The 26318-nt window shown below is 67.0% G+C and carries 29 protein-coding genes; 19 read left to right on the top strand and 10 right to left on the bottom strand.

Annotated features, from left to right (window positions below):
• The first annotated feature begins 152 nt into the window (after positions 1-152).
• The 4 genes from ACN2C7_RS18240 to ACN2C7_RS18225 all read left to right on the top strand — a co-directional run bounded on the left by ACN2C7_RS18240 (position 153) and on the right by ACN2C7_RS18225 (position 4643).
• Positions 153-803: a hypothetical protein gene (locus tag ACN2C7_RS18240; protein ID WP_419318896.1), complete on the top strand. Its 651-nt coding sequence runs from the start codon at positions 153-155 to the stop codon at positions 801-803.
• A gap of 57 nt (positions 804-860) precedes the next feature.
• The gene (locus ACN2C7_RS18235) at positions 861-2651 is read left to right on the top strand and encodes a M3 family oligoendopeptidase (protein WP_419318895.1); all 1791 of its coding nucleotides are present in this window, start codon (positions 861-863) and stop codon (positions 2649-2651) included.
• Between the two features lie 133 nt (positions 2652-2784).
• The gene (locus ACN2C7_RS18230; RefSeq protein ID WP_419318894.1) at positions 2785-4155 is read left to right on the top strand and encodes an ABC1 kinase family protein; all 1371 of its coding nucleotides are present in this window, start codon (positions 2785-2787) and stop codon (positions 4153-4155) included.
• 47 nt (positions 4156-4202) lie between these two features.
• A complete protein-coding gene (locus ACN2C7_RS18225) occupies positions 4203-4643 on the top strand; it encodes an SRPBCC domain-containing protein (RefSeq protein WP_419318893.1) in 441 nt (146 codons plus the stop codon).
• Here the strand turns inward: ACN2C7_RS18225 and ACN2C7_RS18220 are convergent.
• Positions 4640-5224, bottom strand: coding sequence for a hypothetical protein (locus ACN2C7_RS18220; RefSeq protein WP_419318892.1), 585 nt, complete (start codon positions 5222-5224; stop codon positions 4640-4642). The two genes, ACN2C7_RS18225 and ACN2C7_RS18220, sit on opposite strands and share 4 nt — an antisense overlap.
• Positions 5214-5741 carry an RNA polymerase sigma factor gene (locus ACN2C7_RS18215; RefSeq protein ID WP_419318891.1) on the bottom strand — a complete coding sequence of 176 codons (528 nt, stop codon included), beginning with the start codon at positions 5739-5741 and terminating at the stop codon, positions 5214-5216. Before ACN2C7_RS18215 ends, ACN2C7_RS18220 begins: the two co-directional genes overlap by 11 nt.
• A 105-nt stretch (positions 5742-5846) precedes the next feature.
• On the opposite strand from ACN2C7_RS18215, the gene ACN2C7_RS18210 reads away from it, so the two are divergent.
• The 8 genes from ACN2C7_RS18210 to ACN2C7_RS18175 all read left to right on the top strand — a co-directional run bounded on the left by ACN2C7_RS18210 (position 5847) and on the right by ACN2C7_RS18175 (position 11849).
• On the top strand, positions 5847-6320 hold the full coding sequence (locus ACN2C7_RS18210; RefSeq protein ID WP_419318890.1) for a PaaI family thioesterase: 474 nt from the start codon (positions 5847-5849) through the stop codon (positions 6318-6320).
• 2 nt (positions 6321-6322) lie between these two features.
• Entirely contained in the window at positions 6323-7261 is a 939-nt protein-coding gene (locus ACN2C7_RS18205; RefSeq protein WP_419318889.1) for an alpha/beta fold hydrolase, read from the top strand.
• Positions 7262-7287: 26 nt separating this feature from the next.
• Positions 7288-8244: a glycosyltransferase family 9 protein gene (locus ACN2C7_RS18200; RefSeq protein WP_419318888.1), complete on the top strand. Its 957-nt coding sequence runs from the start codon at positions 7288-7290 to the stop codon at positions 8242-8244.
• 53 nt (positions 8245-8297) lie between these two features.
• Entirely contained in the window at positions 8298-8528 is a 231-nt protein-coding gene (locus ACN2C7_RS18195) for an aa3-type cytochrome c oxidase subunit IV (protein ID WP_419318887.1), read from the top strand.
• Between the two features lie 118 nt (positions 8529-8646).
• Positions 8647-9789 carry a Re/Si-specific NAD(P)(+) transhydrogenase subunit alpha gene (locus ACN2C7_RS18190; RefSeq protein ID WP_419318886.1) on the top strand — a complete coding sequence of 381 codons (1143 nt, stop codon included), beginning with the start codon at positions 8647-8649 and terminating at the stop codon, positions 9787-9789.
• Between the two features lie 22 nt (positions 9790-9811).
• Positions 9812-10138, top strand: coding sequence for an NAD(P) transhydrogenase subunit alpha (locus ACN2C7_RS18185; RefSeq protein WP_419254104.1), 327 nt, complete (start codon positions 9812-9814; stop codon positions 10136-10138).
• Positions 10135-10434, top strand: a complete 300-nt coding sequence (locus ACN2C7_RS18180) for a hypothetical protein (protein ID WP_419318885.1) — start codon at positions 10135-10137, stop codon at positions 10432-10434. The genes ACN2C7_RS18185 and ACN2C7_RS18180 overlap by 4 nt, the downstream gene beginning before the upstream one ends.
• A complete protein-coding gene (locus tag ACN2C7_RS18175) occupies positions 10431-11849 on the top strand; it encodes an NAD(P)(+) transhydrogenase (Re/Si-specific) subunit beta (RefSeq protein ID WP_419318884.1) in 1419 nt (472 codons plus the stop codon). The genes ACN2C7_RS18180 and ACN2C7_RS18175 overlap by 4 nt, the downstream gene beginning before the upstream one ends.
• 86 nt (positions 11850-11935) lie before the next feature.
• Here ACN2C7_RS18175 and ACN2C7_RS18170 read toward each other — a convergent pair whose 3' ends face one another.
• The gene (locus tag ACN2C7_RS18170; RefSeq protein WP_419318883.1) at positions 11936-12283 is read right to left on the bottom strand and encodes a UrcA family protein; all 348 of its coding nucleotides are present in this window, start codon (positions 12281-12283) and stop codon (positions 11936-11938) included.
• A gap of 659 nt (positions 12284-12942) precedes the next feature.
• Here ACN2C7_RS18170 and ACN2C7_RS18165 point away from each other — a divergent pair.
• Both ACN2C7_RS18165 and ACN2C7_RS18160 read left to right on the top strand, forming a co-directional pair.
• Entirely contained in the window at positions 12943-13692 is a 750-nt protein-coding gene (locus ACN2C7_RS18165; RefSeq protein ID WP_419318882.1) for a M23 family metallopeptidase, read from the top strand.
• Between the two features lie 45 nt (positions 13693-13737).
• Complete coding sequence (locus ACN2C7_RS18160; protein WP_419318881.1) at positions 13738-14697, top strand: alpha/beta hydrolase; 960 nt, start codon at positions 13738-13740, stop codon at positions 14695-14697.
• A 71-nt stretch (positions 14698-14768) separates the two neighbouring features.
• Here the strand turns inward: ACN2C7_RS18160 and rpsU are convergent, their stop codons facing one another.
• Complete coding sequence (gene rpsU / locus ACN2C7_RS18155) at positions 14769-15008, bottom strand: 30S ribosomal protein S21 (RefSeq protein ID WP_085953736.1); 240 nt, start codon at positions 15006-15008, stop codon at positions 14769-14771.
• A 181-nt stretch (positions 15009-15189) separates the two neighbouring features.
• Between rpsU and ACN2C7_RS18150 the strand changes: the two genes are divergently transcribed.
• On the top strand, positions 15190-15858 hold the full coding sequence (locus tag ACN2C7_RS18150; protein WP_419318880.1) for a COQ9 family protein: 669 nt from the start codon (positions 15190-15192) through the stop codon (positions 15856-15858).
• A gap of 836 nt (positions 15859-16694) precedes the next feature.
• Here ACN2C7_RS18150 and ACN2C7_RS18145 read toward each other — a convergent pair.
• The 6 genes from ACN2C7_RS18145 to ACN2C7_RS18120 all read right to left on the bottom strand — a co-directional run bounded on the left by ACN2C7_RS18145 (position 16695) and on the right by ACN2C7_RS18120 (position 21951).
• Positions 16695-17642, bottom strand: a complete 948-nt coding sequence (locus ACN2C7_RS18145; protein WP_419318879.1) for a thioesterase family protein — start codon at positions 17640-17642, stop codon at positions 16695-16697.
• A gap of 190 nt (positions 17643-17832) precedes the next feature.
• A complete protein-coding gene (locus tag ACN2C7_RS18140; RefSeq protein WP_419318878.1) occupies positions 17833-18318 on the bottom strand; it encodes a transcriptional repressor in 486 nt (161 codons plus the stop codon).
• A 37-nt stretch (positions 18319-18355) separates the two neighbouring features.
• Positions 18356-19144, bottom strand: coding sequence for an acid phosphatase (locus tag ACN2C7_RS18135; RefSeq protein ID WP_419318877.1), 789 nt, complete (start codon positions 19142-19144; stop codon positions 18356-18358).
• A 60-nt stretch (positions 19145-19204) separates the two neighbouring features.
• The gene (locus ACN2C7_RS18130) at positions 19205-20254 is read right to left on the bottom strand and encodes a 1,9-bis(guanidino)-5-aza-nonane synthase (RefSeq protein WP_419318876.1); all 1050 of its coding nucleotides are present in this window, start codon (positions 20252-20254) and stop codon (positions 19205-19207) included.
• Positions 20255-20362: 108 nt separating this feature from the next.
• Positions 20363-20677 (bottom strand): cupin, encoded by a 315-nt coding sequence (locus ACN2C7_RS18125; protein WP_419318875.1) that lies wholly within the window; start codon positions 20675-20677, stop codon positions 20363-20365.
• A gap of 2 nt (positions 20678-20679) precedes the next feature.
• Entirely contained in the window at positions 20680-21951 is a 1272-nt protein-coding gene (locus ACN2C7_RS18120; RefSeq protein WP_419318874.1) for a type III PLP-dependent enzyme, read from the bottom strand.
• 236 nt (positions 21952-22187) lie between these two features.
• On the opposite strand from ACN2C7_RS18120, the gene phnC reads away from it, so the two are divergent.
• The 4 genes from phnC to ACN2C7_RS18100 all read left to right on the top strand — a co-directional run bounded on the left by phnC (position 22188) and on the right by ACN2C7_RS18100 (position 26259).
• On the top strand, positions 22188-23000 hold the full coding sequence (phnC, locus tag ACN2C7_RS18115; RefSeq protein WP_419318873.1) for a phosphonate ABC transporter ATP-binding protein: 813 nt from the start codon (positions 22188-22190) through the stop codon (positions 22998-23000).
• Entirely contained in the window at positions 22997-24007 is a 1011-nt protein-coding gene (gene phnD, locus ACN2C7_RS18110) for a phosphate/phosphite/phosphonate ABC transporter substrate-binding protein (RefSeq protein ID WP_419318872.1), read from the top strand. The genes phnC and phnD overlap by 4 nt, the downstream gene beginning before the upstream one ends.
• Positions 24008-24015: 8 nt before the next feature.
• Positions 24016-24834 (top strand): phosphonate ABC transporter, permease protein PhnE, encoded by an 819-nt coding sequence (gene phnE, locus ACN2C7_RS18105; RefSeq protein WP_419318871.1) that lies wholly within the window; start codon positions 24016-24018, stop codon positions 24832-24834.
• A gap of 177 nt (positions 24835-25011) precedes the next feature.
• The gene (locus ACN2C7_RS18100; protein WP_419318870.1) at positions 25012-26259 is read left to right on the top strand and encodes an OprO/OprP family phosphate-selective porin; all 1248 of its coding nucleotides are present in this window, start codon (positions 25012-25014) and stop codon (positions 26257-26259) included.
• Positions 26260-26318: the final 59 nt, after the last annotated feature.

Below are 26318 nucleotides of genomic sequence, written 5' to 3'. Positions count from 1 at the left end.
GCGTCTGGAAGGCCCGCAACGGATCCAAAGCTCCCCCAGCCTTCCCTGCTAAAGGCGGACGCCCGGCGTCGAGGTCGCCCCAGTAAAGAACGCCGGTTTCCAAACCTGGCGGACCGGGCGCATGCTGAGGGGGTTCATTCTGGGGGAACACGATGTTTGTTGGACACTACGCCGCCGCCCTGGCCGCCAAGGCCGTCGCGCCCAAGGCGCCGCTGTGGACCTATGTGCTGGCCAGCCAACTGATTGATGTCGGCTGGAGCGTGCTGATCATCACCGGGGCCGAGCGGGTCAGGGTCGATCCGACCTTGCCGGGCAGCGCCCTGGTCCTGGAGCACATGCCCTATACCCACAGCCTGCCCGGCGCGGCCCTGTGGGCGGTGGCGGCGGCCGTTCTGGCGGGCTGGCTGCTGAAGCTTCCGCGCTGGACCGCTGCGATGGTGGGGCTGACGGTGCTGTCGCACTGGGGCCTGGATTTTCTGGTCCACCGACCAGACCTTGCCCTGTGGTTCGGCGGTCCCAAGGTGGGCTTGGGCTGGTGGAACTATCCCGTGCCTGAGCAGGCCCTGGAAATGGGCCTGCTGGCCATGGCCGGCGCGGCCTGGGCCTGGCGACGCGGAACCCAAGGACGGGCCTGGTGGCCGGCCCCGCTGTTTCTCGGCCTGCTCCTGGCCGTGCAGGAAATCGCCCTGGCGTCGCCGCCCGGCGGCGGCGCTCTGGAATTGGGCCTCACCGCCCTGGCCGTCTATCTGGTGGTGACCCTGATCGCCCGCTTGGTCGAACCGCCGCCCAAGCCAGCGGTCTGACGATAATGGCGGCGGGGCGATTGCACTGGGCCCCGTTCGGGCCATATCGGTAGGGCCATGAACGCCCCCTTCAAGACCGACGCCCTTCCCGAATGGAACCTCGCCGACCTCTATGTCGGTCGCGACGATCCCCGCATCGAGCTCGACCTGGCCGCCGCCAAGGCCGCCAATGACGAGCTGGCCTCGCTGGAGGGTCTGTTCCTGCAGGCGCGGGGCGAGCCCGAGCGGCTGGGTCTGCTGATCGATCGCGGCATCCGGTTGTACGAGCAGGCGACCAACGGCCTGTGGAGCGTCGGCGCCTATGCCAGCCTGTCGGGCTCCATCGCCAAGGACGATCCGGCCTGGGCCAAGTTCGAGGGAGACCTGCGGGCCCGCTCGTCGCAGATCGCCGCCGAAAGCCTGTTCTTCTCACTGGAGCTCAACAGGCTGGAAGACAGAGAGATCGAGGCGGCTCTTAAAGCCTATCCGCTGGGCGTCCGCTGGACGCCGTGGCTGCGCCGGGTGCGCCTGTCGCGTCCGCACGAGCTGTCGCCCGACCTGGAGCGCTTCATCGTCGACAAGAGCCCGGCCGTCGCCAACTGGGTGCGCCTGTATGACGAGACCCTCGCCAAGCTGAAGGCCAGGGTCGGCGACGAAAGCCTGACCCTGCCCGAGGTGCTCAACCGACTGTCTGACTCCGACGTCGCGCGCCGCAAGGCCGCCGCCGGGGGGCTGGCCACGGCGCTGGAAGCCATCGTTTCCACCCAGGCCCTGGCGCTCAACACCCTGGCCTTCGAAAAGCAGGTCGAGGATCGCTGGCGCCACTATGCCGAGCCGGCCCAGTCCCGCCACCTGTCCAACGAGGTCGACGCCGACGCCGTCAACGCCCTGGAGGCGGCGGTGGTCGAGGCCTATCCGCGCCTGTCGCATCGCTATTATGCGCTCAAGGCGAAGATCATGGGCGTCGAGGCCCTCGACTACTGGGACCGCAACGCGCCGCTGGATGCCGCCACGCCGCGCGCCTATGGCTGGGAAGAGGCCAAGACCGTGGTGCTGGACAGCTTCCAGACCCTGGCGCCGAAATTCGCCGACGCGGCCCGCACCTTCTTCACCCAGCCCTGGATCGACGCGCGGCCCCGCCCCGGCAAGCAGTCGGGGGCCTATTCCCATCCGGTGACGGCCGACCGGCACTCCTATGTGTTCATGAACTTCATGGGCGAGCGGCGCGACGTGCTGACCCTGGCTCACGAGCTGGGCCACGCCGTCCACCAGACCCTGTGCGCGCCGCTGGGCACCCTGCTGGCCGACACGCCCCTGACCCTGGCCGAGACCGCCTCGATCTTCGGCGAGGGGCTGGTGTTCGACCGCCTGCTGGCCGAGGCGACGCCCGAGGATCGCCGCAAGCTGCTGGCCGGCCGGATCGAGGACGGCCTCAACACCGTGGTCCGCCAGATCGCCTTCCACCGCTTCGAGCGCCGCTTCCACGAGGCCCGCCAGGAGGGCGAGCTGTCGCCCGAGCAGATCGGCGGCCTGTGGCTGGAGGTGATGGGCGAGAGCCTGGGCCCGGCCGTGCGGCTCAACCCCGGCTATGAGCACTACTGGGCCTATGTCAGCCACTTCTGCCACGCGCCGTTCTATGTCTACGCCTACGCCTTCGGCGACCTGCTGGTGCGCGGCCTGATGGAAAAGCGCCGCGAGGATCCGGAAGGTTTCGCGCCGCTGTATGAGGAATTGCTCGCGGCGGGTGGGACCAAGACCTATGTCGAGGCGCTCAAGCCCTTTGGTCTGAACCCGCGCGACAAGGCGTTCTGGACGGCGGGGTGCGCGCAGCTGGAACGGCTGGTCGACGAGTTCGAGGCGCTGGTGTGAGCGGCGTCGTCCAAATCCTCCCCCTGAAGGGGGAGGCGGCCGGAGGCCGGTGGGGGAAGACCGCAATGCGCTGGCCGACTTCCCCCTCCGTCGCCTGCGGCGACACCTCCCCCGCTAGGGGGAGGACTTAAGCATGGCTGACGACATCAAAGACCCCGAACGCGACCGCCTTTCGGGCCGCCTGAGCCGCTTCGCCAAGGTCGGGGCGGGGCTTTCCGGCGCGGCCGTCAGCTACGGCGCCAACAGCCTGTTCGGCGGCGACAGCGCCGACGCCCGCAACGCCAAGGCTTTGCGGGCTGCGCTGGGCGGCTTGAAAGGCCCGCTGATGAAGGCGGCGCAGATGTTCGCCACCGTGCCCGACCTGCTGCCGCCGGAATTCGCCGCCGAGCTGGGTGAGCTGCAGACCAACGCCCCGGCCATGGGCTGGCCGTTCGTGCGTCGACGGATGGCCGCCGAGCTGGGTCCCGACTGGCAGTCGAAATTCCAGAGCTTTGAGCACGAGGCCTGCGCCGCCGCGTCGTTGGGTCAGGTGCACCGCGCCGTCGCGCCGGACGGCCGGGCCATCGCGGTGAAGCTGCAATATCCGGACATGCAGAGCGCCGTCGAAAGCGATCTGGGCCAGCTGAAGACCCTGTTCGCCCTCTTCAAGCGCATGGACGGCTCGATCGACCCCACCCAGATGATCGTCGAGATCGGCGACCGCCTGCGCGAGGAGCTGGACTATGGCCGCGAGGCCAAGCTGATGGCCCTCTATGGCGGCTTCTTCGCCGGGCGCGACGACATCCGGGTGCCCGAGCCCGTGCCGTCGCTGTCGACGGGCCGCCTGCTCAGCATGACCTGGATGGACGGGCAGGGGCTGTTGGCCTTCAAGGACGCGCCGCAGGACACGCGCGACCGCATCGCCGCCCTGCTGTTCGAGGCCTGGTGGAGCCCGATGACCCATCTGGGGATCATCCACGGCGACCCGCATCTGGGCAATTACACCTTCGGCGGTCCCGCCGGCGGCGACGGCGCGGCGCATCTGAACCTGCTGGACTTCGGCTGCATCCGCATCTTCCCGCCGCGCTTCGTGGCCGGTGTGGTGCGGCTGTATCGCGCCCTGTCCAACGATGACCGCGCCGAGCAGTACGAAGCCTATCGCAGCTGGGGCTTCGCGGGTCTCAATGACGAGCTGGTCGACGTGCTCAACGTCTGGGCCCGCTTCATCTATGGCCCGCTGCTGGACGACCGGGTGCGCACCGTGGCCGATGATGTGCCGCCCGGCGAGTACGGCCGCCGCGAGGCGTTTCGGGTGCGTCAGGCCCTGAAGTCCAAGGGACCCATCACCATCCCGCGCGAGTTCGTGTTCATGGACCGCGCCGCCATCGGCCTGGGCGCGGCCTTCCTGCATCTGGGGGCCCGCCATAACTGGAAGGCGCTGTTCGAGGCCTCGCTGGAGGGTTTCTCCGAGGACGGCTTGGCCAAGCGGCAGGCGGCTGTGCTGGCGGCGGCGGGGGTGGCCTAGACTCTGTTTTCGGTGTGAGCTCGCCGGCTTCAACGGAGGCCCAGACCATGGATCTGAAATTCCAGGTGCAGCTGAAGATCCGCATGCCGGTCGCCCAGGTGTTCGACGCGGTGGTCGATCACCGCAAGCTGGCCGGCTATTTCATCGAGACCGCGACCGGCCCGCTGGCGCCCGGCGTGACGGTGATGTGGAAGTTTCCCGAGTTCGACGAGAGCTCTCCGGTCACCGCCCGCGAGGTGGTCAAGGACGAGCGCGTGGTCTTCGAGTGGGGTTCGGCGGCCGGCGAAGGCGTCAACACCGTGGAGATCGTGTTCAAGCCGCTGGATGGCGGCAACACCCTGGTCCAGGTCAGTGAAGCCGGCTGGCCGGAGACTCAGGCCGGCATCACCGCCTCGCAGGGCAACGCCGGCGGCTGGATGCATATGCTGGCGGCCATGAAGGGCTCGCTCGAATACGGGATCAACCTGCGCGCCGGCGGGGCCTTCTAACCTGCGTACTCGGCCAAAAGGGCTTCCAGTCGCTTCTGCTCGGGCTTCAGCACCGTGACATAGCGCAGGGCGTTCCACCCCGCGCTGGCCGCCAGCCCAAGGCCGCAGACAGCCATGGCCTGCCAGCCTTCGGTGGTATTCATCCGTCCGTCCTGCTGGAGCCGCTGGAAGGCCAGGAACAGGGGAACCATGAACACCGGCAGCATGGTCCAGAAGACATGGCAATTGGCCCGCGCCCGGCGGTTTGCGGCCAGCAGGCCGGCGACCGTGTCCCGCAGGGGCGCGCCGACATCGCGCGAACGATGTCTGAACCCGTTACGGAAGACCGTGATCATCACCACCCAGCAGATGGCCAGCATGGCGATGCCCGGCCATCCCGCGCCCTCGTTCTTCAGGACGGCGGCCAGGGCGATCACGGTGAACAGGGTCAGGGTCGTTAGCGGGATGCCGGTCAGCAGCAGTTCGGTATGGCGACGTGTTTTCAGGGTATGCATCAGCTGCTCCTTCAAGCGGGCTTGGGTTTCATCGGTCGGGGTATTGGCGTCGGAGCGCCAGGCCTGTTCGAGACGGTCAAACTCCATCGCCGTCATCCTTCACGAGGGTTGAGAGCCGGGCGCGGATCCGGGTCAGGCGCGCACCGACATTGGTTTCGGAAAGGCCATGCAGCTGGGCGATCTCGCTATAGGCGATGCCGTCGAGCGACAGCAGGATCAACGACCGGTCGACCGGCGGCAGGGTGCGGATCGCCCCGTAGAGCCGGTCCAGCAGCCCGGCCTCGGGCTCGACGCCGTCCCGCTCAGCGCGCAGGGCCATCTCGGTCTCGATCGCCTCGCCCCGCCGCCGGCGACGGGTCTCGCCGCGTTTCCAGGTCAGGGCAGTATTGTGGGCGACGCGGTAGACGAAGGTCGCCGCCGCGCTGCGGTCCTGAAAGCGGGGCCGGGCGCTCCAGACCGCCAGCATCAGCTCCTGCATCAGGTCATGCTGGTCGGCGGGTTGGGCGAAGGCGCGGCTGATCCGGCGCAGGGCGCCCAGATGGGGCGCCAGCCAGTCGGCGAACGCCGCATCCCCCCGTCGCTTCTGATGCTGATCCGCGGCCATGGCCCATCCCGTGTTCGAGAAGGTTAGACGCCGGCCGGCGCCGCGTCCTTACACGCCGTCGAGGAAGGGTTCCGCTTTGTTCAAACGATCGTTAGGATTTGTTCCATGTCCGACGATCTTACCGACGCCCAGACCGCCGCCATCCCCGATGGCTACAGCCAACTCAACTGGTCGCGCGGCTTTGGCCGTCAGATCGGGCCACTGTTTGAACAGCGGGGCGGGCCGGGCGACGCGCGACTGGCCTTCCGCGTCGAGGAGCACCACACCAACGGCCTGGGCAATTGCCACGGCGGCATGCTGATGAGCTTCGCCGACATGGCCTGGGGGCGGATCATCTCGCTGCAGAAGTCCTACAGCTGGGTCACGGTGCGGCTGATGTGCGATTTCCTGTCGGGCGCCAAGCTGGGCGACTGGGTGGAAGGGCAGGGCGAGCTGATCGGCGAGGAGGACATGGTCTTCACCGTGCGCGGCCGGATCTGGTCGGGCGACCGCACCCTGATTACCGGCACCGGCGTCTTCAAGGGCCTCAGTGCGCGCAAGCCACGTCCGGGCGAGCTGGCCTTCAAGGAAGAGGGCTGAGCATGGCCGACGACCAACTGTTGCACACGCCGCCGCCCCTGCCCGCGCCCCTGGTGGCGTTCAACGGCCAGACGCCGCCCGCGCCAGCCTGGTTCGAGGCGGCGCTGGCCATTGAACCCGAGCGCTCGACGATCCCTGTCGATGGCGTCGACATCGAGCTCCTGACCTGGGGCGAGGTCGGCAAGCCGGGCCTGCTGTTCCTGCATGGCAACGGCGCCCACGCCGACTGGTGGAGCTTCATCGCGCCCTGGTTTGCGAAAGACTGGCGGGTGGCGGCGATCTCCTGGGCCGGCATGGGCGGTTCGGGCTGGCGCGAGGCCTATTCGGCCCAGAGTTTCGCGGCCGAGGTGTTTGCTGCGGTCGAGGCGGCGGGGCTGGAGGCGGGCGGGGTCAAGCCGATCCTGGTCGGCCACTCGTTCGGCGGCTTTCCCACCCTCTATTGCGGGGTTGAGCATGCCGACCGCCTGCGCGGGATCATCATGGTCGATTCCAGCATCCAGCCGCCGGAAAAGCGCTGGAAGGGGCCGCCGCCGCGCGCGGGGTTCGGCAACAAGGTCTACGAGACCCTGACCGAGGCCCTGGCCCGCTTCCGCTTGGCCCCGCCCCAGGCCTGCGAGAACCTGTTTATCGCCGACTACATCGCTCGCCGCTCGCTGAAGGAAGCCGATGGCGGCTGGACGTGGAAATTCGACCCGGCCATCTGGCAGCGGTTCTCCATGCCTGACCTTGGCGACCTGCTGACCCGCATCGCCTGTCCCGCTGCGCTGATGTGGGGCGAACGGTCCAACCTTATGCATGACGAAACCCTGGGCTATATGATCGATCAGATGCCCAAGGACGTCCTGCTCGTGCCGATCCCCGACGCAGACCACCATGTGATGATCGACCAGCCCCTGGCCTTCGTGGCCGGGCTGCGCGGCCTGCTCGCCGCCTGGCGATGACGCCGCCTGGGGGGGCGCCGGCCGGGATGGTGATGGTCTACATGCCCGACCGGGGCGTCGGCGACCTGATGTGGCACCTGCCGACCTTGCGGGCCATCGCCGCCCGGGCGCTGGAGGGCAGGGTTCTGCTGGCCGCGCGTTCGTCCAGCCGGGCGCGCGAACTGTTGGCCGGCGAGCCCTGTGTCGAGGTCGTCGACTATCTGGAGTATCGCGCCGGTGGCCTTCGTCACCTCGCCGAGATTGTGGATTTCTACCGTCTCTGCCGCCTGCGACGGCCGCGGGCGGTGTGGATCCTGGAAAAGATCGACCGTCCCGCCATCGGCGCCGCCCTGGCTGGGGTACGCGAGCGGCGCGGCTTTGGCCTGGGCCACAGCCAGGAACGCTGGCTGACCCACGGCCCCTTCTTGCCGCGCGCCATGCGCTCGGCCCACCGGATCGAGAAGCTGGCGGCCTTCGAGGCGGCCCATGGTCTGAAAGTCGCCAGCCGCGAACCAGCCCTGCTTCCTGTCCCGGCCGCCCTGGAAATGGTCGAGCAGCGCTTCGGACATCTGCCCAAGCCGTGGATCGTCTACGGCGTCGGCGCCAGCGAGCCGCGTCGTTGCTGGCCGCTGGATCGCTTTACCGGCCTTAGCGCCGCCCTGTCGGACCTCGGCGGCGCCCATTTCTGGCTGGGCGGACCGGGTGACAGCGCCGCAGTCGACGCCGAACTCAGACGCGCCGACCGCAGTTGCATCAACGTCAATGTCTGCGACCTGAAGCTGGACGCCGGCGCGGCCCTGCTCTCGCGGGCCGATCTTTTCATCGGCAACGATTCTGGGCCGCTTAATCTGGCCGCTTCGGTGGGCGTCACGTCGATCGGCCTGTTTGGCGATAGCCCGCCGCTCGACTATTCGCGCTTTCTTCGGCCAATTGTCGGTCCCCGAGGCGGCATGGCGGCTGTAACCGTCGAAAGTGTCGCGGGCATAGCCCGCTTGAGCCTTTAGGCCTGCCGTTGTAAGCGGCTGGACTATCTTTCTTCCCCAACGAGGACGACGACATGGCCGGCGACTACCACCGCGGTGAAATGGACATCCAGGAACAAGCTGCGACCTATGCCGCCTTTGGCGGCATGGCCAAGTGGGGCTCGCTGGCGATCGCGGTCCTGCTGCTGACGATTACCATGTGGTTCTGCACGCCGGCCGGCTTCCTCGCCGGCGCGATCTCCGGATTCGTGCTGGCTGTCGTGGGCATTGTGTTTCTTCGCGAAAAGCCCGCTTCCTCACACTGACACCGGTGGACATCGGCATAGTTTCTCCCTGACGCGCGCGTAACGCCTCGACAAGAGGCAAGACTATCCCCTAAACAGCAGCGCAAGCTGACTGGGATAGCAGCGCTCTGGGAGGGGTATGCCGATGGCCGTCGTCGCCGTGACGAAAGAAACCCGCGGGGGTGAAACGCGGGTCGCCGCCACGCCTGAAACGGTGAAGAAACTCATCGCCGCCGGCTTCTCGGTGGTGATCGAAGCCGGTGCGGGCGCCGCCGCTTCCTACCCCGACGCCGACTATGAGGCGGCCGGCGCCAAGCTGGCCAAGACCGCCAAGGCCGCCATCACCGGCGCTGACGTGCTGTTCAAGGTGCGCGCGCCCGAAGCGGCGGAGATCGCCGCCCTCAAGAGCGGCGCCATTGTCGCAGCCGCGCTCAATCCGCACCAGGACAAGGACACGCTCGCCGCCCTGGCCAAGGCCGGCGTCAGCGCCATCGCCATGGAATTCATCCCGCGCATCACGCGGGCCCAGGTGATGGACATGCTGTCCTCGCAAGCCAATCTCGCCGGCTATCGCGCCGTGATCGAGGGGGCCGAGGCTTATGGCAAGGCCCTGCCGATGATGATGACCGCCGCAGGCACCATCGCCGCCGCCAAGGTGTTCATCATGGGGGTCGGCGTCGCCGGCCTGCAGGCCATCGCCACGGCCCGCCGCCTGGGCGCGGTGGTCACCGCCACTGACGTTCGCCCCGCCACCAAGGAGCAGGTCGAATCGCTGGGCGCCAAGTTCCTCGCCGTCGAGGACGACGAGTTCAAGAACGCCCAGACCGCCGGCGGCTACGCCAAGGAAATGTCGAAGGAATACCAGGCCAAGCAGGCCGAACTGGTGTCCGCCCACATCGCCAAGCAGGACATCGTCATCACCACGGCGCTCATCCCTGGGCGCCCCGCGCCCAAGCTGGTCAGCGCTGAACAGGTCGCTTCGATGCGCGCCGGCTCGATCCTGGTCGACCTGGCCATCGAGCAGGGCGGCAATGTCGTCGGCGCCAAGCTGAACGAGACCGTGGTCACCGCCAACGGCGCCAAGATCCTCGGCCAGGCCAACCTGCCGGGCCGGATCGCCACCGACGCTTCGGCGCTCTATTCGCGCAATCTCTTCGCCCTGTCGGGTCTGTTCCTGAACAAGGAGGGCGCCTTCGCCCCCGACTTCGAGGACGAGATCCTGAAGGCGGCCCTGGTCACCCAGGGTGGCGAAATCGTTCATCCATCTCTGAAGACCGCCTAAGCGCATAGAAAGGGAGGCTCCCATGGAAGCCGTCGACCCCACCGTGTTCCGTCTGGCGATCTTCGTGCTCGCCATTTTCGTGGGTTACTATGTCGTGTGGAGCGTGACACCCGCCCTGCACACGCCGCTGATGGCGGTGACCAACGCCATTTCCTCCGTGATCATTGTCGGAGCCTTGCTCGCCGCCGCCGCCCATGGCGGTACGGGCGAGGCCGCCACCAGCTCGGTCTGGATCTCCAAGGGGGCCGGCGCGATCGCCGCAGCCTTTGCGGCGGTCAATATCTTCGGGGGCTTCCTGGTCACCCAGCGGATGCTGGCCATGTACAAGAAGAAGGACAAGGCCAAGTGAGCGGCTTCGCCACTCTGACCTTGGCTGCGCTCGTCATCCTGATCATCGCCGCCTGCGTCTCGATGATGCTGCCCCGCAAGATGGCGACCGGCAACGGCGCCGCCTTCGCGCCAGCCTTCGTCCTGATCGCCATCGGGCTCAGCGCCAACGCCATCGGCCTGCAGGCCGGAACCAGCGGCGCTGCTGACATCCTTCGCTGGCTCTCGCCCTTTGCCGTCGGCATGGGCGCGGCTCTGCTGCTCGCCAATCTGCGCGCCGACAAGGCGCCGCCGCCGTCCGGGGGGACCTCCGAATGAACGCCAATCTCGCCGCCATCCTCTATATCGTCTCGGGTGTGCTGTTCATCCTGGCCCTGCGCGGCCTCTCTAGCCCGACCACCAGCCAGGCGGGCAACCGCAACGGCATGATCGGCATGGCCATCGCGGTCGGCACCACCCTGGCCACCCTGTGGAGCCAGGGCGCGCTGGATGTCATCACGCTGGGCCTGATCCTCGGCGGCGTCGCCGTCGGCGGCGGCGTCGGCGCGGTCATCGCCCGCAAGGTGCCGATGACCTCGATGCCGCAGCTGGTCGCCGCCTTCCACTCGCTGGTCGGCATGGCCGCCTGTCTGGTCGCCGTGGCCGCCATCTATACGCCGGCCGCCTACGGCATCGTCGGCGAGGATGGCCTCATCCACCTCAACAGCCTGATCGAGCTGTCGCTGGGCCTGGCCATCGGCGCGATCACCTTCACCGGTTCGGTCATCGCCTTCGCCAAGCTGAACGGCAATATGGGCGGCGCGCCGATCATGCTGCCCGCTCGCCATCTGCTGAACATCGCCCTGGGCCTGGGCATCGTCGCCCTGGTCGTGGTGCTGGTGATGTCGGGCGGCGCGGCCATCTGGGCGTTCTGGGGCATCTTCGCCCTGGCCCTGATCATCGGCGTCACCCTGATCATCCCGATCGGCGGCGCCGACATGCCGGTCGTGGTCTCGATGCTCAACAGCTATTCCGGCTGGGCGGCGGCGGCCCTGGGCTTCACGCTGGAAAACACCACCCTGATCATCACCGGCGCCCTGGTGGGCTCGTCTGGGGCGATCCTGTCCTACATCATGTGCAAGGCGATGAACCGCTCGTTCGTCTCGGTGATCCTCGGCGGCTTCGGCGCCGCCGACGCCGTGGCGGGTCCCGGCGGCAAGGTCGAGAGCCGTCCGGTCAAGCAAGGGTCGGCCGACGATGCGGCCTTCATCATGAAGAACGCCAGCAAGGTGATCATCGTCCCCGGCTACGGCATGGCCGTCTCCCAGGCCCAGCACATCCTTCGCGAGATGTGCGACAAGCTAAAGGAGGAGGGCGTCGAGGTGAAATACGCCATCCACCCCGTCGCTGGCCGCATGCCCGGCCACATGAACGTGCTGCTGGCCGAGGCCAACGTCCCCTATGACGAGGTCTTTGAACTGGAAGACATCAACAGCGAGTTCTCGACGGCCGATGTGGCCTTCGTGATCGGCGCCAATGACGTCACCAATCCGGCCGCCAAGACCGACCCGACCAGCGCCATCTACGGCATGCCGATCCTCGACGTCGAAAAGGCCCGCACGGTGCTGTTCATCAAGCGCGGCATGGCCTCGGGCTATGCCGGCGTCGAGAACGAACTGTTCTTCCGCGACAACACCATGATGTTGTTCGGCGACGCCAAGAAGATGGTCGAGGGGATCGTGAAGGGGCTCTGATCTTCCCCTCTGATCGTCCCGGATAAAGCAAAGGCCTCAGGTGATCCTGAGGCCTTTGTCGTTTCCGGGTGTCGCCTGGCCTGAACTCACCGGGCGGCCATCTCGACGGGCGCGGCGCTGGCGGCGAACTTCAGGGCCTTGCGCTGGCTGGTCGAGAGTTGGCGGTCGGCTTCGCGGCGGACCTCGAGGCGGCAGGCGCCGTAGGACAGGCTGGCGGTGTTGTTGCGGATCTTGGCGCGGCACAGGGTCCGGGCGGCGTTGTCGACGCGGGCCTTGAACACGGCGGCCTGGGCGGGGTTGGACAGGTTCAGGTCGCTGACCGCGATGCGGGCTTTCAGTTCGCCGGCGTTGGCGGCCTGGGTCAGGCCCAAGACGGGAATGGCGGCCAGGCTGAGGCTGGCGACAGTGGTCAGGCTCATGATGAACTTGCGCATTTGAAGTAATCCCTCGTTTTTAGTTTGTGTCCGGCGCTTTGCTGCGCCCCATGTCCAGAGGTGTACTTGCGAATGTTCGTTAAGTCCCGTTACGTCTCAGTCATGACGATTAATTTAGAGAATTACATGCGTTTAATGGAATAAAATTTCAGTAATGTTTGGAGATATAGCTGCCGCGTTGGCGCGGGGTGATCGTGGTCCTCACCCGCGCCACGGTGTCGCGACAGGGTGTCGCACCGCTCCGGGACCGGGCCGCGTCGGGGAGGGCGCTGGTTGTCTTGGCCGGAACGGCGCTCAGGCCTGTGGATCCTGTTCTCGGGATCGTCGCGGCTGATCGCGCCTGCGAAGGCCAAGCATCGCCAAGTGGGGTCGGCGGGCGACGCCTCGTCTTTCCCTGACCCGCACCGGCGTTACTCTTGACGAGGCTGGGTGAATATTGTTGTCGAAATCCCAGTGAAGATTTTCCGCCATAGAGTACGCGTCCATAACGTCACTGATCATCTGCCTAAAGGTGGATGAATGGTTAAGCTAAGCCCAGCTTTCGCCCAATAATACCGTCATCTAACCCGTCGATTCATGATCACGAAAGGTCGTTGTGAGACCAAGTGCGCCTTCGCACGGTCCCCAGGTCGACCGCTCGTCTTTGAGGAAGCGGATTCTTGACGTCACAGACCCTCGTTGCCCGACCTGCCTATTCCCGCGCCGCCTTCCTTGCCCTGGCAGGCGCGCTGGCGACGGTATGCGCGCTCAACGCGGGCTCGGCCCTGCGGGCCTTCGCCGGCGAACCCGACCTGGCGTCCGCGCCCGTGGCTGAGGCGCCGCCTGTCGAGATTGCGCCACCGCCTCCGCCGCCGCCGGCCTTCGTGTTCGACACCCCTTTGCCGGGCCGCGTGGTCAATTCGCCGTTCGGCCTTCGCCAGTTGCCGTGGGAAGAAAACGGCCGGCTGCATGAGGGCGTCGACATCGCCGCACCGACCGGTTCGGCGATCCGGGCCGCTACAGACGGGGTGGTCGTCCGAGTGGGCGCCAGCGGCTCGTACGGCCGTTTCGTGGAGATCGCCCACAAGGACGGCTTCAGGACGATGTACGCCCATCTGGGCGCCACAGCGCGGGGTGTTAAGCCCGGGATGTACGCCCGGCGCGGCCAGACGATCGCCTATGTCGGCAGCAGTGGCCGCTCGACAGGCGCGCACCTGCATTTTGAGTTGCGCCGCAAGGGCAAGCCTCTCAATCCCTCCTTCTTCCTGGGACAGACCTTCGCCGAGGCTGACGACCTGCCTTTGCGCGCCGCCGCCCGCGTGCCCCGCAAGGTGCGGATGGCCCAGGTGTCCAACTGGCCAGAGAGTGTGAAGCCGACCAAGAGCAAGGCCGGACGGGTCCAGACCCGCAATTCCGTCGCCGATAGCTGAGACAGGGCCCTCGACGCGTCACGATCGCCCGGTAAGGTAAGGACCATGCTCAAGGTCCTCGTTCGCGGTTTTGCCGGTGTCGCTGCTTTTCTCGTTTCCTTTATCGCCCTGGGCGGCGTGATGAGCGCCGCCAGCGCGCCTCGTCCTCGCGGCGAGATGGTCCAGATCGATCCTGGGCGCAGCCTGCGCCTGGTCTGCGAAGGCCCGCGCAGCGATCGCCCTGCGGTCTGGCTGGAGGCCGGCGCCTTTGGCTTCGCCGCGGACTGGGGCGCCACCCAGGAGGCCCTGACGACGGCCGGCTGGCGCTCCTGCGCCTATGACCGGGCCGGCATGGGCTATTCGCCGGCTGGACCGGCGCCGCGTGACGGCCTGGCCATCGTCGCGGACTTTGAAAAGCTGGTCGTCGCCTCGGGCGAGCCGGGGCCCTACATTCTGGTCGGCCACTCGATGGCGGGGCTGCGGCTGCGCCAGTATGCGGGCCAGAACCCCGGCAAGATCGCGGGCCTGGTCCTGGTCGACGCGGCGACGCCCGAGGCGGCCCTGAACCCCCGCATGAGCGGCTTCATCAAGGCCTTTGCGACGGCCTCGCGCTGGGCGGCGCGGGGCGCTGCGCTGGGGCTCTACAAGCCGCTGGCGCATACGGGGATGGGCGACAAGATCGGCCTGCCCAAGGCGGCCGGGGCCGAGAAGCGCTGGGCCTTCGCCAGTGGCCGCCATAACCGCACCTCGGCCGACGAGGTCGAGTTGTGGGCCATGGCCTCGGACCAGGCCGCCCTGCAGCCGCCCTATGATCCCGCCTGGCCGGTGGCCGTGGTCACCGCCGGCCCCCTGAAGGGCCGCGAGGCGTGGAAGGCGATCCAGGCGGCGCCGGCGAACGCCTCGCGCTACGGTCTGGTCGACCATGTCGAGGCGGCCAGCCATACCCGGCTGCTGGGCCGCGACTTCGCCGACCGCATCGTCAAGGCCGTGGCCTTCGTGGCCGGTCCGCGCGAGGCCGCTCAGTAGCAGCCCAAAACGACGAAAGCCGCGCGGGTCGCCGCGCGGCTTTCGAGAGTCTTCGACGGTGAGGCTAGAGCCTACCGCGCGCCGACCGGCTTCTTCGGCATCGGGATCAGGCCTTCGCGCTGGGCGCGCTTGCGGGCCAGCTTGCGGGCGCGGCGAACCGCTTCGGCCTTTTGACGGGCGCGCTTTTCCGACGGCTTCTCATAGTGCACGTGCCGCTTCATTTCGCGGAACGAGCCTTCGCGTTGCATCTTCTTCTTCAGGGCCTTGAGGGCCTGATCGACGTTGTTGTCGCGGACGAAAATCTGGACCAGGGGTCTCTCTCCATTCGACGGCCCGACCAATGTCCCGAGTCCCTCTCAGGGGCCGGGCGGGCGAACAAAACCTGATAAATCCGGAAGAGGGGCTTCCGGGAAACGAGGGGCGGCTGATAGCAGAGTGAATGGGCCCTGTCCATGCGCGACGCGGCCTAAACCACGGTGTAGACTCGGATTCATGAGCAAGGCAGCCCAAGACGGAAACCAGACGGAAAGAAGTTGGGCCGATGAGGCCGAACAGCGGGTGCTGGACGAAGCCGTGCGCCTGGCGCCGGCCGCCGGCTGGAACGCCCGGCTGACCGAGCGCGCCGCCCAGGCGGCGGGCCTGTCGCCCGGCGAGACCCAGCTGCTGCTGCCCGAAGGCGCAAGGGATCTGGCGGCCCTGTTGTCGCGACGCCATGACGCGGCGGCGCTGCGGACCCTGGCCGCTCTCGATCCCGGCACGCTGAAGATTCGCGAAAAGATCCGCGCCGGTATGGTGGCCCGCCTCGACGCCGTGGCCGCCGACGCCGAGGTCATGCGGGCCCTGGCCGCCTTCCTGGCCTTCCCGACCAACCTGGCCCTGGCCCTGCGCCTGACGTGGGAAAGCGCTGACGTGCTCTGGCGCTGGGCGGGCGATACGGCCACCGACGAGAACCATTATTCCAAGCGGGCGATTCTGTCGGGCATCCTGGTCTCGACCCTGGCCGTCGACATGGCCTCGGGCCGCGCGTCGGCCCTGACGCATCTGGACGCCCGCATCGACAACGTCATGGCCTTCGAGAAGTGGAAGGCCGGGATCAAGCCGATGGACCTGGCCAGCGAGCTGGTCACGGCGCTGGCGAAGATGCGGTACGGACGGGGCTAGCGATTGATCCTCCCCTCCAGGGGGAGGTGGCCCGGAGGGCCGGAGGGGGCAGCTCCGAGATGGCGGTGACGGCCCCCTCAGTCGCTTCGCGACAGCTCCCCCAGAGGGGGAGCAGCCACGGCTTCGCGGCCTCGCGCTTTCGCTGCGATGGGAATGGGAAGGGTCGCGGAGCGTCCGGGCCTCGCCCGGATGATTGGATAGTTGAATACCGTTTCGACGAAGACGAACGCTCCGCGTGATCGTTATCCCTCTGGCCGGGGTGCGCAGGCCTGTTCAGCCTTTTGCCCCACCCGGGTTTCATCCTCCTCGCGACGGACCCAGCCTTGGGCTGCAGCCACGCCGATTCCGGAGGAACCCGGAGCGAACCTTCGGACGGGCGGAGGCCTTGGCTTGCCCCCGATAGGCGGGTTTACGTCACCCGCCCTCGCTTTAACCGGCCGCCCGGGCATACGCCCGAACGGTGGCCCGCTCGATCACCCCTGACAGCCGTCGCTGGTCGCCGGCCGGACGCCCTTCCCGTGCTGTCAGGTGAGATTGATTATGCAGGCGGTTTGGGCGCGTCTGATTGGCGCGATCAACTATTTTACAAGCCGTTGATCTGGCTTGAGTTTGTTCCAGAGAGAACGGGGATTGAGCGCAGCCTATCCCCGTTCTCGCCCAACAACGCTCGTCATCCCGGGCGGCGAAACCGAGCCGGGGGCAAGCCCCGGGATGACGGGTTTTTTTGTGGGAAAGGTGCGGGCCTCTGCTCTCGACCCACCCCGAACCTACGATCAACACGTCTGCGTTGAGCGTTGGCTGCGGACCAGGATTCAGGGGGTTCGAGCGCTCGGCCGCTACAGCCCCAGCCCCGCCAACGAAGACGCCTTGAGCGCCGCCTGCGCCGCCGGGCTGATCGGCACCGCCTTGCGGGCGTCGAGGTCGAAGGTGATGGCCACGGCCTCTGACGTGCCCCAGGCCAGGCCCGTGGCGGGATCGATCATCCAGTGGGCCATGCGCATGGTGCGCGGATCGGCGCCGATCAGACCCGAGCGCAGCTCGACCCGGTCGCCGGCCTGGGGCCAGCGCAGATAGGCCAGCCGGTATTCCAGCACCGCCCCGCCGAACCGCGTCGGCTTGTGGTCGGCGTGGTCGACGATCACATCGCGGAACGGGCCGATGAAGCTGCCGATGCCGTCCGACACCCGGCCGATGAACTGCTCGGCGCGCATGCGGCCAAAGACGTCGCATTCGGTCGGCGACAGGGCGCCCAGACCGATCCGTTGCAGACCCAGCGCCTGGGCGCGCTCGAGGCTGGCGGTGGGGGTGAAGGGCGACAGGTCGATGCTGCGGGCGCGGGCCTTCTCGGGGACCTCTACCATCAGGGCTGCGGCCCGCTCGCGGGTGATCCTGGGCCAGGGAAACACCTCGCCCTCGCGCGGCGTGGCGTGGACGACCGTGGTCTGGAAGGTGGCGGCCAGTTCACCGGTGGCCGAGTGAACCAGCAGCTGCAGGAGTTTGGCTTCGGTGTCGCTGATCTCGATCACCCCGCCCAGCATGTGCAGGGTCGCGCCGGCATGGGCCTCGCGCAGGAAGCGGACGTGATGCTCCTTCACCAGCAGCGTGGCGTTGGCGTAGGGGGTGAAGGCGTGGGGCAGGCCCAGTTCCGCCGCCAGCCCCGCCAGGCCCTCCATGGCGCGGACGATATAGTGGCGCACATTCATGTGCCCCATCTCGTCGCAGTCCCAGGTGTTCACCCCGCCGCGCCAGATCTCGACGCCGGGCAGGGTCTCAGCGGTCGTCATGGGCGCGGTCTCGGCAGGTTGAACAGTTGTTTGAGCGTAGCGGGGTTTGCTTGGGTGAAGCAATCACGCCGAACATCTTCCCCCTCCGGCGGAGGAGCGCGCAGCGCGGAGGGGGCGAGTCCGGGCGAACTCACCACTTGCCCCCACCTGACCGCTTCGCGGTCGTCCGCCCCCGTAGGGGGCAGATGAGCTAGGATCGACAGGCCCCGCACAGCCCGTGCGCCTCGATCGTCACCCCGGTCAGGGCATAGCCGGCCGCCGCGCCGGCGGCGATGATCTCGGCGCTGGCCCGGGGCTCGATTTCGCGGGTGGCGCCGCAGCAGTCGCAGATCAGGAAGGCGGCAGCGTGGCCGTCAGCCTCCTTGCGGCAGGCGACATAGGCGTTGAGGCTCTCGATGCGGTGGGCGAAGCCCTGCTTTTCCAGGAAATCCAGCGCGCGATAGATGGTCGGCGGCTTGGCCTGGGGGCCATCGACGGCATAGGTCGAGATCAGGTCATAGGCCTTCACCGGCTGGCCGGCCTGCAGCAGCAGTTCCAGCACCCGGCGACGGGGCGCGGTCAGCCTTTGCTCGGCCGCCACGCAGCGCGCTTCGGCGGCCTCGAGCTCGGCCGCGAGGGCGGAACCGGCGACGCCGTGGTGGTCGTGATCGTGCTCGCAAGCGGCGTGATGGGCCATGGCCAAGAGGTAGAGGCGCGCGGCCTCTCCCGCAAGCTCAGAGCAGGGGCTGGGCGATCAGGGCGGCCTCGGCGTCGCAGTGGGTCTTGTCGGGCGCGGGGCCCGCCGCGCGGGCGGCGTCCAGCTCGGCGCGGACGGCGGCGAGGTCAGCCTGGAAGGCGGGGGAGGTCTTCAGGGCCGCGAACAGGTTCTGGGCGTTCGTCCGGCCGGCCTCGACGGAGCTGGCGTTGTGGACCCCGCAGGCAATGCGGCTTTCGCCAAAGGCCCTGGCCCGGGCCAGGATCGCCTCGGCCCGGTCGGGCGCGGCCTCGGCCAGAACCAGACCGACGCTCCAGCCCCAGGTCGAATGGCCGGACGGATAGTCCGGCGACAGCGACAGGCCCGGGCTCTTCTTCACGCAGATCGGCCCCGCCGCCGACAGGTAGGGCCGGGGGCGTTTGTATTTCAGCTTGGGTCCGGCCACGGCCGAGCGTACGTCCCGGCTCATCCGCAGCAGGGTGGCGGCCAGTTTCGGGGTGGTCTGCAAGGTCGGGTTGACGCCGAGCGCGCAGGCATAGCCTTCGAGGATGCGCTCCTCGACATTGTCGGCCTTGGCCAGCGACCAGCGCGGCGTGTCCTTCAGCGAGCGGGTGGCCAGGAAGATCTCGCGGTCGCGCAGGCCCTCGGGCGAGCCCTTGGCGGGCGGCGGCGGCAGGTGGTCGCGCGCGTCGAACATGCCCTTGGCCAGGTAGCGACCGTCCGGCGCGCCCGCCGGGACGGTGGCGCAGCTGGCGAGGAGCAGGCCGGCAAGACCGATGGTCCAGGAAGAACGCCAAGAAGCCGACATGAAAAAGGTCCCCGAAATCGCTTTCGGGGACCCTGCATTTTCAAACCGTGGGCATCAAGCCTACTTGCCGAACAGCTTGTTCCAGCGCGGACGCTCGCGGCCCTTCCAGGCTTCGCGGTGATAGGCGTCCGAGGCGATCAGCGGCACCACGGTGGTGGCTTCGGCGAAGACCATCTGCTCGTGGGTGGTGTTGACCTTGCCCCAGCTGGCGGCCTCTTTCAGGGTCGAGGAGCTGCAGGCGCCGTCGCGCACGTCGGCCACGGTGATCTGGATCGCATACTTGTGCATGTCGGCCTCGACGCCGAGGATCTCGGCGCAGACCACGGTGTCCTGGGCGAAGTTCTTGGGAACGCCGCCGCCCACCATGAACAGGCCCGTCGTGCCGGCTGCGATCTTGATGTCGGTCAGTTCGCGGAAGTCGGCGACCGCGTCGATCATCAGATAGGGCTGCTTGGCGGCGATGCGCTCCTTCTGGTGCTTGACCAGACCAAAGCCGGCCGAGCTGTCGACGAAGGCCGGGCAGAAGATCGGCACGCCCTGCTCATAGGCGGTCTGGATCAGCGAGCCGGGCTTCTTGGCGTTGCCCTCGGACAGCCACTTGCCCATTTCCCAGATGAACTCGCGCGAGGAATAGGCGCGCGGCTCCAGGGCGTTGCAGATCTCCAGGATCGTGTGATCGCAGTTCTGGAGCTCTTCTTCGTCGATATAGGTGTCGTAGATGCGGTCGATATAGTTCTCGCGCAGCACGTTGTCGTCGACGGCGCCGGCGGCCTGATAGTGCTTGAAGCCCAGGGCTTCGAAGAAATCCATGTCGACGATCGAGGCGCCGGTGGCGACCACGGCGTCGATCATGCCGTTCTGCACCATGTCGCGATAGACGTGCATGCAGCCGCCGGCCGAGGTGGAGCCGGCCAGGATCAGCCACGGCGAGCAGGACTTGTCTTCCAGGGCCATGTTGAAGATGTCGGCGGCGCGGGCGGTGTCGCGGCTGCTGAACGACATCTTGCGCATCGCGTCGATGATCGGGCGGGCGTCGAAGGACGCGATGTCGATGTGCTCGACGACGTTTTGCAGCAGCTCGGCCTTGGTATTCGGAACGGGTGCGTTCATCTCGCGGGTTTCCCTTTGGTTTGAGCGCCCGTCGCAGCAGCCCCGCAGCCGGGACGGAGCAACCGGCGGGCGGGAGCGGGACAGTCGCCCTGTCCCGCATGGGGTTTATCAGACACTGCCCTGGCGTTCGACGACCAGGATGCGGGCCTCTCCGATCGGATGGGCGACATGTTCATCGCCTGTCTCCGCGTAGCAAGCGTCGCCAGCGTTCAGTCTTTCGACGCTTTCCGCGCCGTCTTTGCGCCAGTGCATATCCACCGTTCCCGACAGAACGATGAACACCTCGGGGCCATCATTGACGTGCCAGATATAGGGCTGGTCGGTCCAGTGCAGGCGAACGGTGGTCCCGTCAACCGAACCGACATCGAGCGCGCCCCAGGGCCTTTCGGCCCGGAACGTATTCAGACCCCGCAGGAAGCGCACGGCTAGCGCCGACGACGCTTCTTGCCCGCCGCACCCTTGGGGCGCGAGAAGCGAACGACCTTACGCTCTTCGGATTCCGGCTTGTGGGTCGGGATCGAGCGCTTGGCCAGGCCGTACATCGAGGCCATGGGCGCGTCCTGGACCTCGACGGTCTCGTTCTCGCCAAAGCCGTTGAAGCGGGTCGACATGGCCACGCCATAGGCGCCCAGCATGCCGATCTCGATGTAATCGCCCTCGTCGACGCTTTCCGGCAGATAGAACGGGCCGGGCATGTGGTCGATGCTGTCGCAGGTGGGGCCGTAGAAGCGGAAGGGCTTGAGGCTGTCTTCGACCATCTCGCCGCCCGCCGGGCCGTTCTTGCGATACAGCTTGACCGGGAAGGGCCACTTCATGTGCGCCGCGTCGAACAGCGAGCCATAGGACCCGTCGTTCAGATACAGCGCGTCGCCCTTTTTCAGCTCGACCTTGACCAGCAAGGAGGAGGCTTCTGCCACCAGGGCCCGGCCGGGTTCGCACCACAGCTGGGTCGACTCGTGGACCATCATCTCGGCGAAGCCGCGATCAATGGCGGCCAGATATTCGGACATGACCGGCGGCACCATGCCGGGATAGATCGACGGGAAGCCGCCGCCCACGTCCACGACATCGGCCAGCACGCCGGCGCGAACCAGGGCGCGCGAGGCCTGGGCCATGGCCGCCTGATAGGCGGTGGGCCGCATGCACTGGCTGCCGACATGGAAGCTGACGCCCATCAGGTCCTGGGTGGCGCGGCGAGCGGCCAGCAGCAGGGCCGGTGCATCGTGCGGCTCGACGCCGAACTTGCCCGACAGGCTGTAGGCCGCGCCCTCGGCCTGCACGCCCATGCGGACGATCAGGTTGAGGTCCTTGGCGTTGCCGGTCGCGTCGAGGATCTTGGCCAGCTCTTCGTGGGTGTCGAACGAGAAGGTCCGCACGCCATGATCGAAATAGGCGGCCGAGATCGCCACCCGGCTCTTGACCGGGTGCATGAAGGCCATGCGCGAGCCCGGGGCGTGTTCGCCCACCAGCTCGATCTCGTTGAGCGACGCGACGTCGAACGACCGCACGCCGGCGTCAACCAGCTCGCGGATCACCCACGGCGAAGGGTTGGCCTTCACCGCGTAAAAGACGTCGCCTTTAAATTCAGCCTGGAACCAGCGCGCCGCTACGGACACCGCGTCGGGTCGCACGAGTGCGACGGGACGTTCCGGTGACCGCTCACGGACCAGGTCCAGGGGTTCATGGTACGTGTGCAATTCACGTAGACCCCTGCAAAAGTTAAACCTAGCCGGCGTTAGCAGCGCTTATGAGGACTTCGGGTCCGCCGGAGCCGTGCGAAATAGGGGCATAGCCCCCCGATGTAAAGTCCCTTTTGGGGGCCGGTCCTGAGGTGATTTGATCCACCCTCTGTCACAAATCCATTGCGAACCGCCGCCAAAGCGGTGAACGCATTCCCCTTGGCCAGAAACCCCGTTAAGGATTCGCCCCGACCATGACGTCGGACCCAGTTCTCTCGATCCGCGCCGCCTCCAAGACCTTCGGGTCTCGTCGTGCGCTGGACGCCGTTTCGCTCGACGTTCGTCGCGGCGAGATGATCGCGCTCATCGGCCCTTCGGGCTCGGGCAAATCCACGCTGCTGCGTTCGATCGATGGTCTGCAGACCATCGACGCGCCGAAAGACGACAAGAGCGGCGACGGCGTGATCACCGCCTTCAGCGGACCCGTGCAGGCTCGCGGCAAGGTCAGCGACCAGGTCCGCAAGGCCCGCGTGCGCATCGGATTCATCGCCCAGCAGTTCAATCTGGTGGGCCGCCTGTCGCTGTTCAGCAATGTAGCTCTTGGCTCACTGGGGCGCATCCCGTTCTGGCGCGGCGTGTTCGGCGCCTGGCCCGACGAGACCAAGGCCGCGACCATGGCCGCCCTGCACCGGGTCGGCGTCTCCGACTACGCCGCCCAGCGCGCCAATACCCTGTCGGGCGGCCAGCAGCAGCGCGGCGCGATCGCCCGGGCGCTGGTCCAGAAGGCCAAGATCATCCTGGCCGACGAGCCGGTGGCGTCGCTCGATCCGGTCTCGGCCCGCAAGGTCATGGAGATCCTGCGCGATCTCAACAAATCCGACGGCCTGACGGTGGTCGTCACCCTGCACCAGGTGGACTACGCCCTGCGCTACTGCGACCGGGTCGTGGCCCTGAAGGCCGGCAAGAAGGTCTATGACGGCCCGGCCGATGGCCTGAAACGCGAACAACTCATCGACATCTACGGCCCGGAATTCGAGGACGTATTCTGGGAAGGAGCTCCGCAATGATCCGCCGCAGCCTGTTTATCGCCGCCGCAGCCACCCTGGCCCTGTCGGCCTGCTCGCCCAAGCCGGTCGCCGAGGGGCCCAAGGACACCATCGTGTTCTCGATCCTGTCGACCGAGTCGGCCCAGAACATGGAGAGCTACTGGAAGCCCATCCTGGCCGACATGGAAAAGCAGACCGGCATGAAGGTGAAGCCGTTCTTCTCGTCCAACTATTCGTCGCTGATCGTGGCCATGGCCGCCGACCAGACCGATGTGGGCTGGTTCTCCAACCAGTCGGGCCTGGAAGCCGTGCGCCGTTCGGGCGGCGAGGTTTTCGCCCGCACCTTCGATCCGTCGGGCACCGATGGCTACAAGTCGGTGATCATCGTGCCGGCCGACAGCAAGCTGACGCTGCAGGATCTCCTGAAGTGCGACAAGACGCTCGACTTCGGCATCGGCGACAAGAAGTCGACCTCGGGCACCCTGGCGCCGATGACCTATGTGTTCATCCCGGCCGGCAAGAAGCCTGACACCTGCTTCAAGACCGTGCTCAGCGCCAGCCATGACGCCAACCTGTTTGCGGTGGCCAACAAGAAGCTGGACGCGGCGACCAACAACACCACGGCCCTGCGCCTGAACGGTGATCGCGGCGCGGCCCAGCTGAACAAGGTCAAGGTGATCTGGGAATCGCCGACCCTGCCGGAAGATCCGATCGTCTGGCGCAAGACGCTGGATCCGGTGACCAAGGAAAAGGTCCGCCAGTTCTTCCTGACCTATGGCCAGGGCGATACGCCCGTAGCGGCCCAGCAGCGCGCCAACCTGGCCAAGCTGTCGATGGGCGGCTTCCTGGCCGCCGACGACACCCACCTGCTGGTGGTGCGCGAAATGGAAGCCCTGGAGCAGTTTGGCCTGGCCAAGGAAACCGGCGACGCGGCCAAGATCGCCGCCGCCCAGAAGACTCTCGACGGGGTCAAGGCCGAACGTCTCGCCGCCGAGGGCAAGGCCGGTCTGCCCGCGCCGGCCAACTGAGCCTGTCCATGAGCAGCGACACCATCCCGCCGCCGCCGAAGAAGTCGGCCTCGGCCCTGGCCTTCGACATCCTGCTGTGGGGCGGGGTGATCGGCCTGCTGATCATCAGCTTCAGGCCGGCCGAGATCGACAAGTTCCCGCAGCTGTTCACCGAGGCGGGCCGGATGCGCGAGTTCGCCACCGGCTTCTTCGCGCCGTTCGGCGACGCCAAGCTGTTCATGGAAATGGACTGGTCCACCTATATCGGCAAGATGTGGCAGACCATCCAGATGGCGCTGTGGGGCACCGCCCTGGCCATCATCGTCGCCATTCCGCTGGGCCTGCTGGGCGCGCGCAACATCACCCCGGTGTGGATCCAGCAGCCGGTGCGCCGGGCGCTGGACCTGATCCGTTCGCTGCCCGACCTGGTGGTGGCCCTGATCTTCATCACCGCCGTGGGCCTGGGGCCGTTCGCCGGCGTCATGGCCCTGATGTTCAACACCGGCGGCGTGCTGGCCAAGCTGTTCGCCGAGGCGGTCGAGTCGATCGACAAGGGCCCGGTCGAGGGCGTGCGCGCCACCGGCGCCGTGCCCTTGCAGGAAATCGTCTGGGGCGTGATCCCGCAGGTCGCACCGCTGTGGACCAGCTATGCCCTGTACCGCTTCGAATCCAGCAGCCGCTCGGCCACCGTGCTGGGGCTGATCGGGGCCGGCGGCATCGGCCAGGTGCTTCTGGAGTCCGTCAACGGATTTCAGTACGACCAGACCGGCTGCATCGTGCTGGTCATCGTGGTGGCCGTGTCGCTGATCGACCTGCTGTCGCAGATCATTCGCAGCCGTTTGCTCTGACGACTGAGGATTATGTGTCTAGTTGGCCACAGGTTAACCCCTTGAAAACGCTTGTCGTCAGGCTGTCACAAATCGGTGCCTGAACCGTCATGGGAGCCCGTTAAGCCGCTGTCATCCTGATCCCGCTCCTCGCAAGAGGGGTGAGAGGCCAGGAGCAGCCTTAAGGGGAATTCTCACATGATCACCAAGACCTCGCTGGTCGGCGGTTCGGCGCTGGGCGTCATGCTCGCGCTCGGCCTGGGCGTTTCGGCTCAAGCTCAAGACACGACCACCAGCTGGAAGGGCGCGCCTCAGTTCGCCAACGACACCCTGACCTTCAAGGTCCGCGGTCGCGTGTACGAAGATGTCATCTATCAGGACGTTGATCGCACCGGTACCGGCGTTGACTTCAAGGCCTGGAACACCCGCCTGCGCACCGCCCGTCTGGGCGTCGAAGGCACCTGGAACGGCAACTGGGCCTACAAGGCCGAGGCGGCGATCTCCAGCGGCGGCGGCTCGACCCAGTGGGAAGACCTCACGCTGGAATACAAGGCCAATGAAACCACCTCGATCATCGTCGGTAACTTCAAGACCGTCTCGCTCGAAGACATCACCTCTTCGCGCTACAACACGATGATGGAACGCGGCGCGTTCAACGACTTCATCAACGCCGGTCGCGTGATGAACCTGCAAGTCAAGACCAACGGCCCCAACTGGACCGCCGCCGTTGCTCTGTCCGGCGACAGCCTGAACAGCGCCGATGTCTCCACCAACCTCGCCACGGGCTCGAAGGAAACCTTCGGCTACAACGGCCGCGCCACCTTCGCGCCGATCATCACCGACACCACCACCGTTCACCTGGGCGTCTGGGGCCGTTACCGCGATCGCGGCGACCAAGCCAACTTCACCTATCAGGTCCGCAACAACACCAACTACGGCGCGCGCTACACCTCGTCGGGCGCTGTCGGCGTCCACGACAAGACGATCGGCCTGGAAGCTGCCGTCCTGCACAAGCAGTTCTCGCTGCAGACCGAATACGCCCGCATCACGTCCGACCGCACCGGTACGGCCTCGGACGTTGATCTGGACGCCTTCTACGTCACCGGCAGCTTCTTCCTGACCGGCGAGACCCGCCGTTACGAAGCCGCTCGCGGCGAGTTCAACCGCACGCGCATCCTGTCGCCGATGACCGCTGGCGGCATGGGCGCCTGGGAAGTCGCCCTGCGTTATGACTCGGTCGACCTGACCGATCTGAAGGGCGTCGCCACGGCCGGCAAGTACACGGCCTGGACCGCTGGTCTGAACTGGTACCCCCACCCCTACGTTCGCTTCATGGCCAACTACACCAAGGCCTCGAACGACAACCCTCTGACCACGGGCGTCAACACGCAGCTGAACGATGTCGACGTCGACACGTTCCAGATGCGCGCCCAGTTCGACTTCTAAGACTGACTATCAAGCAGGCCGCGCTGGGCGCGGCCTGCTTCCTCCCCACGCCTTAGAGA

It is taken from the genome of Caulobacter sp. ErkDOM-E, from assembly GCF_048541895.1.
Lineage (GTDB): Bacteria > Pseudomonadota > Alphaproteobacteria > Caulobacterales > Caulobacteraceae > Caulobacter.
This window is presented reverse-complemented; position numbering and strand designations above follow the sequence as displayed.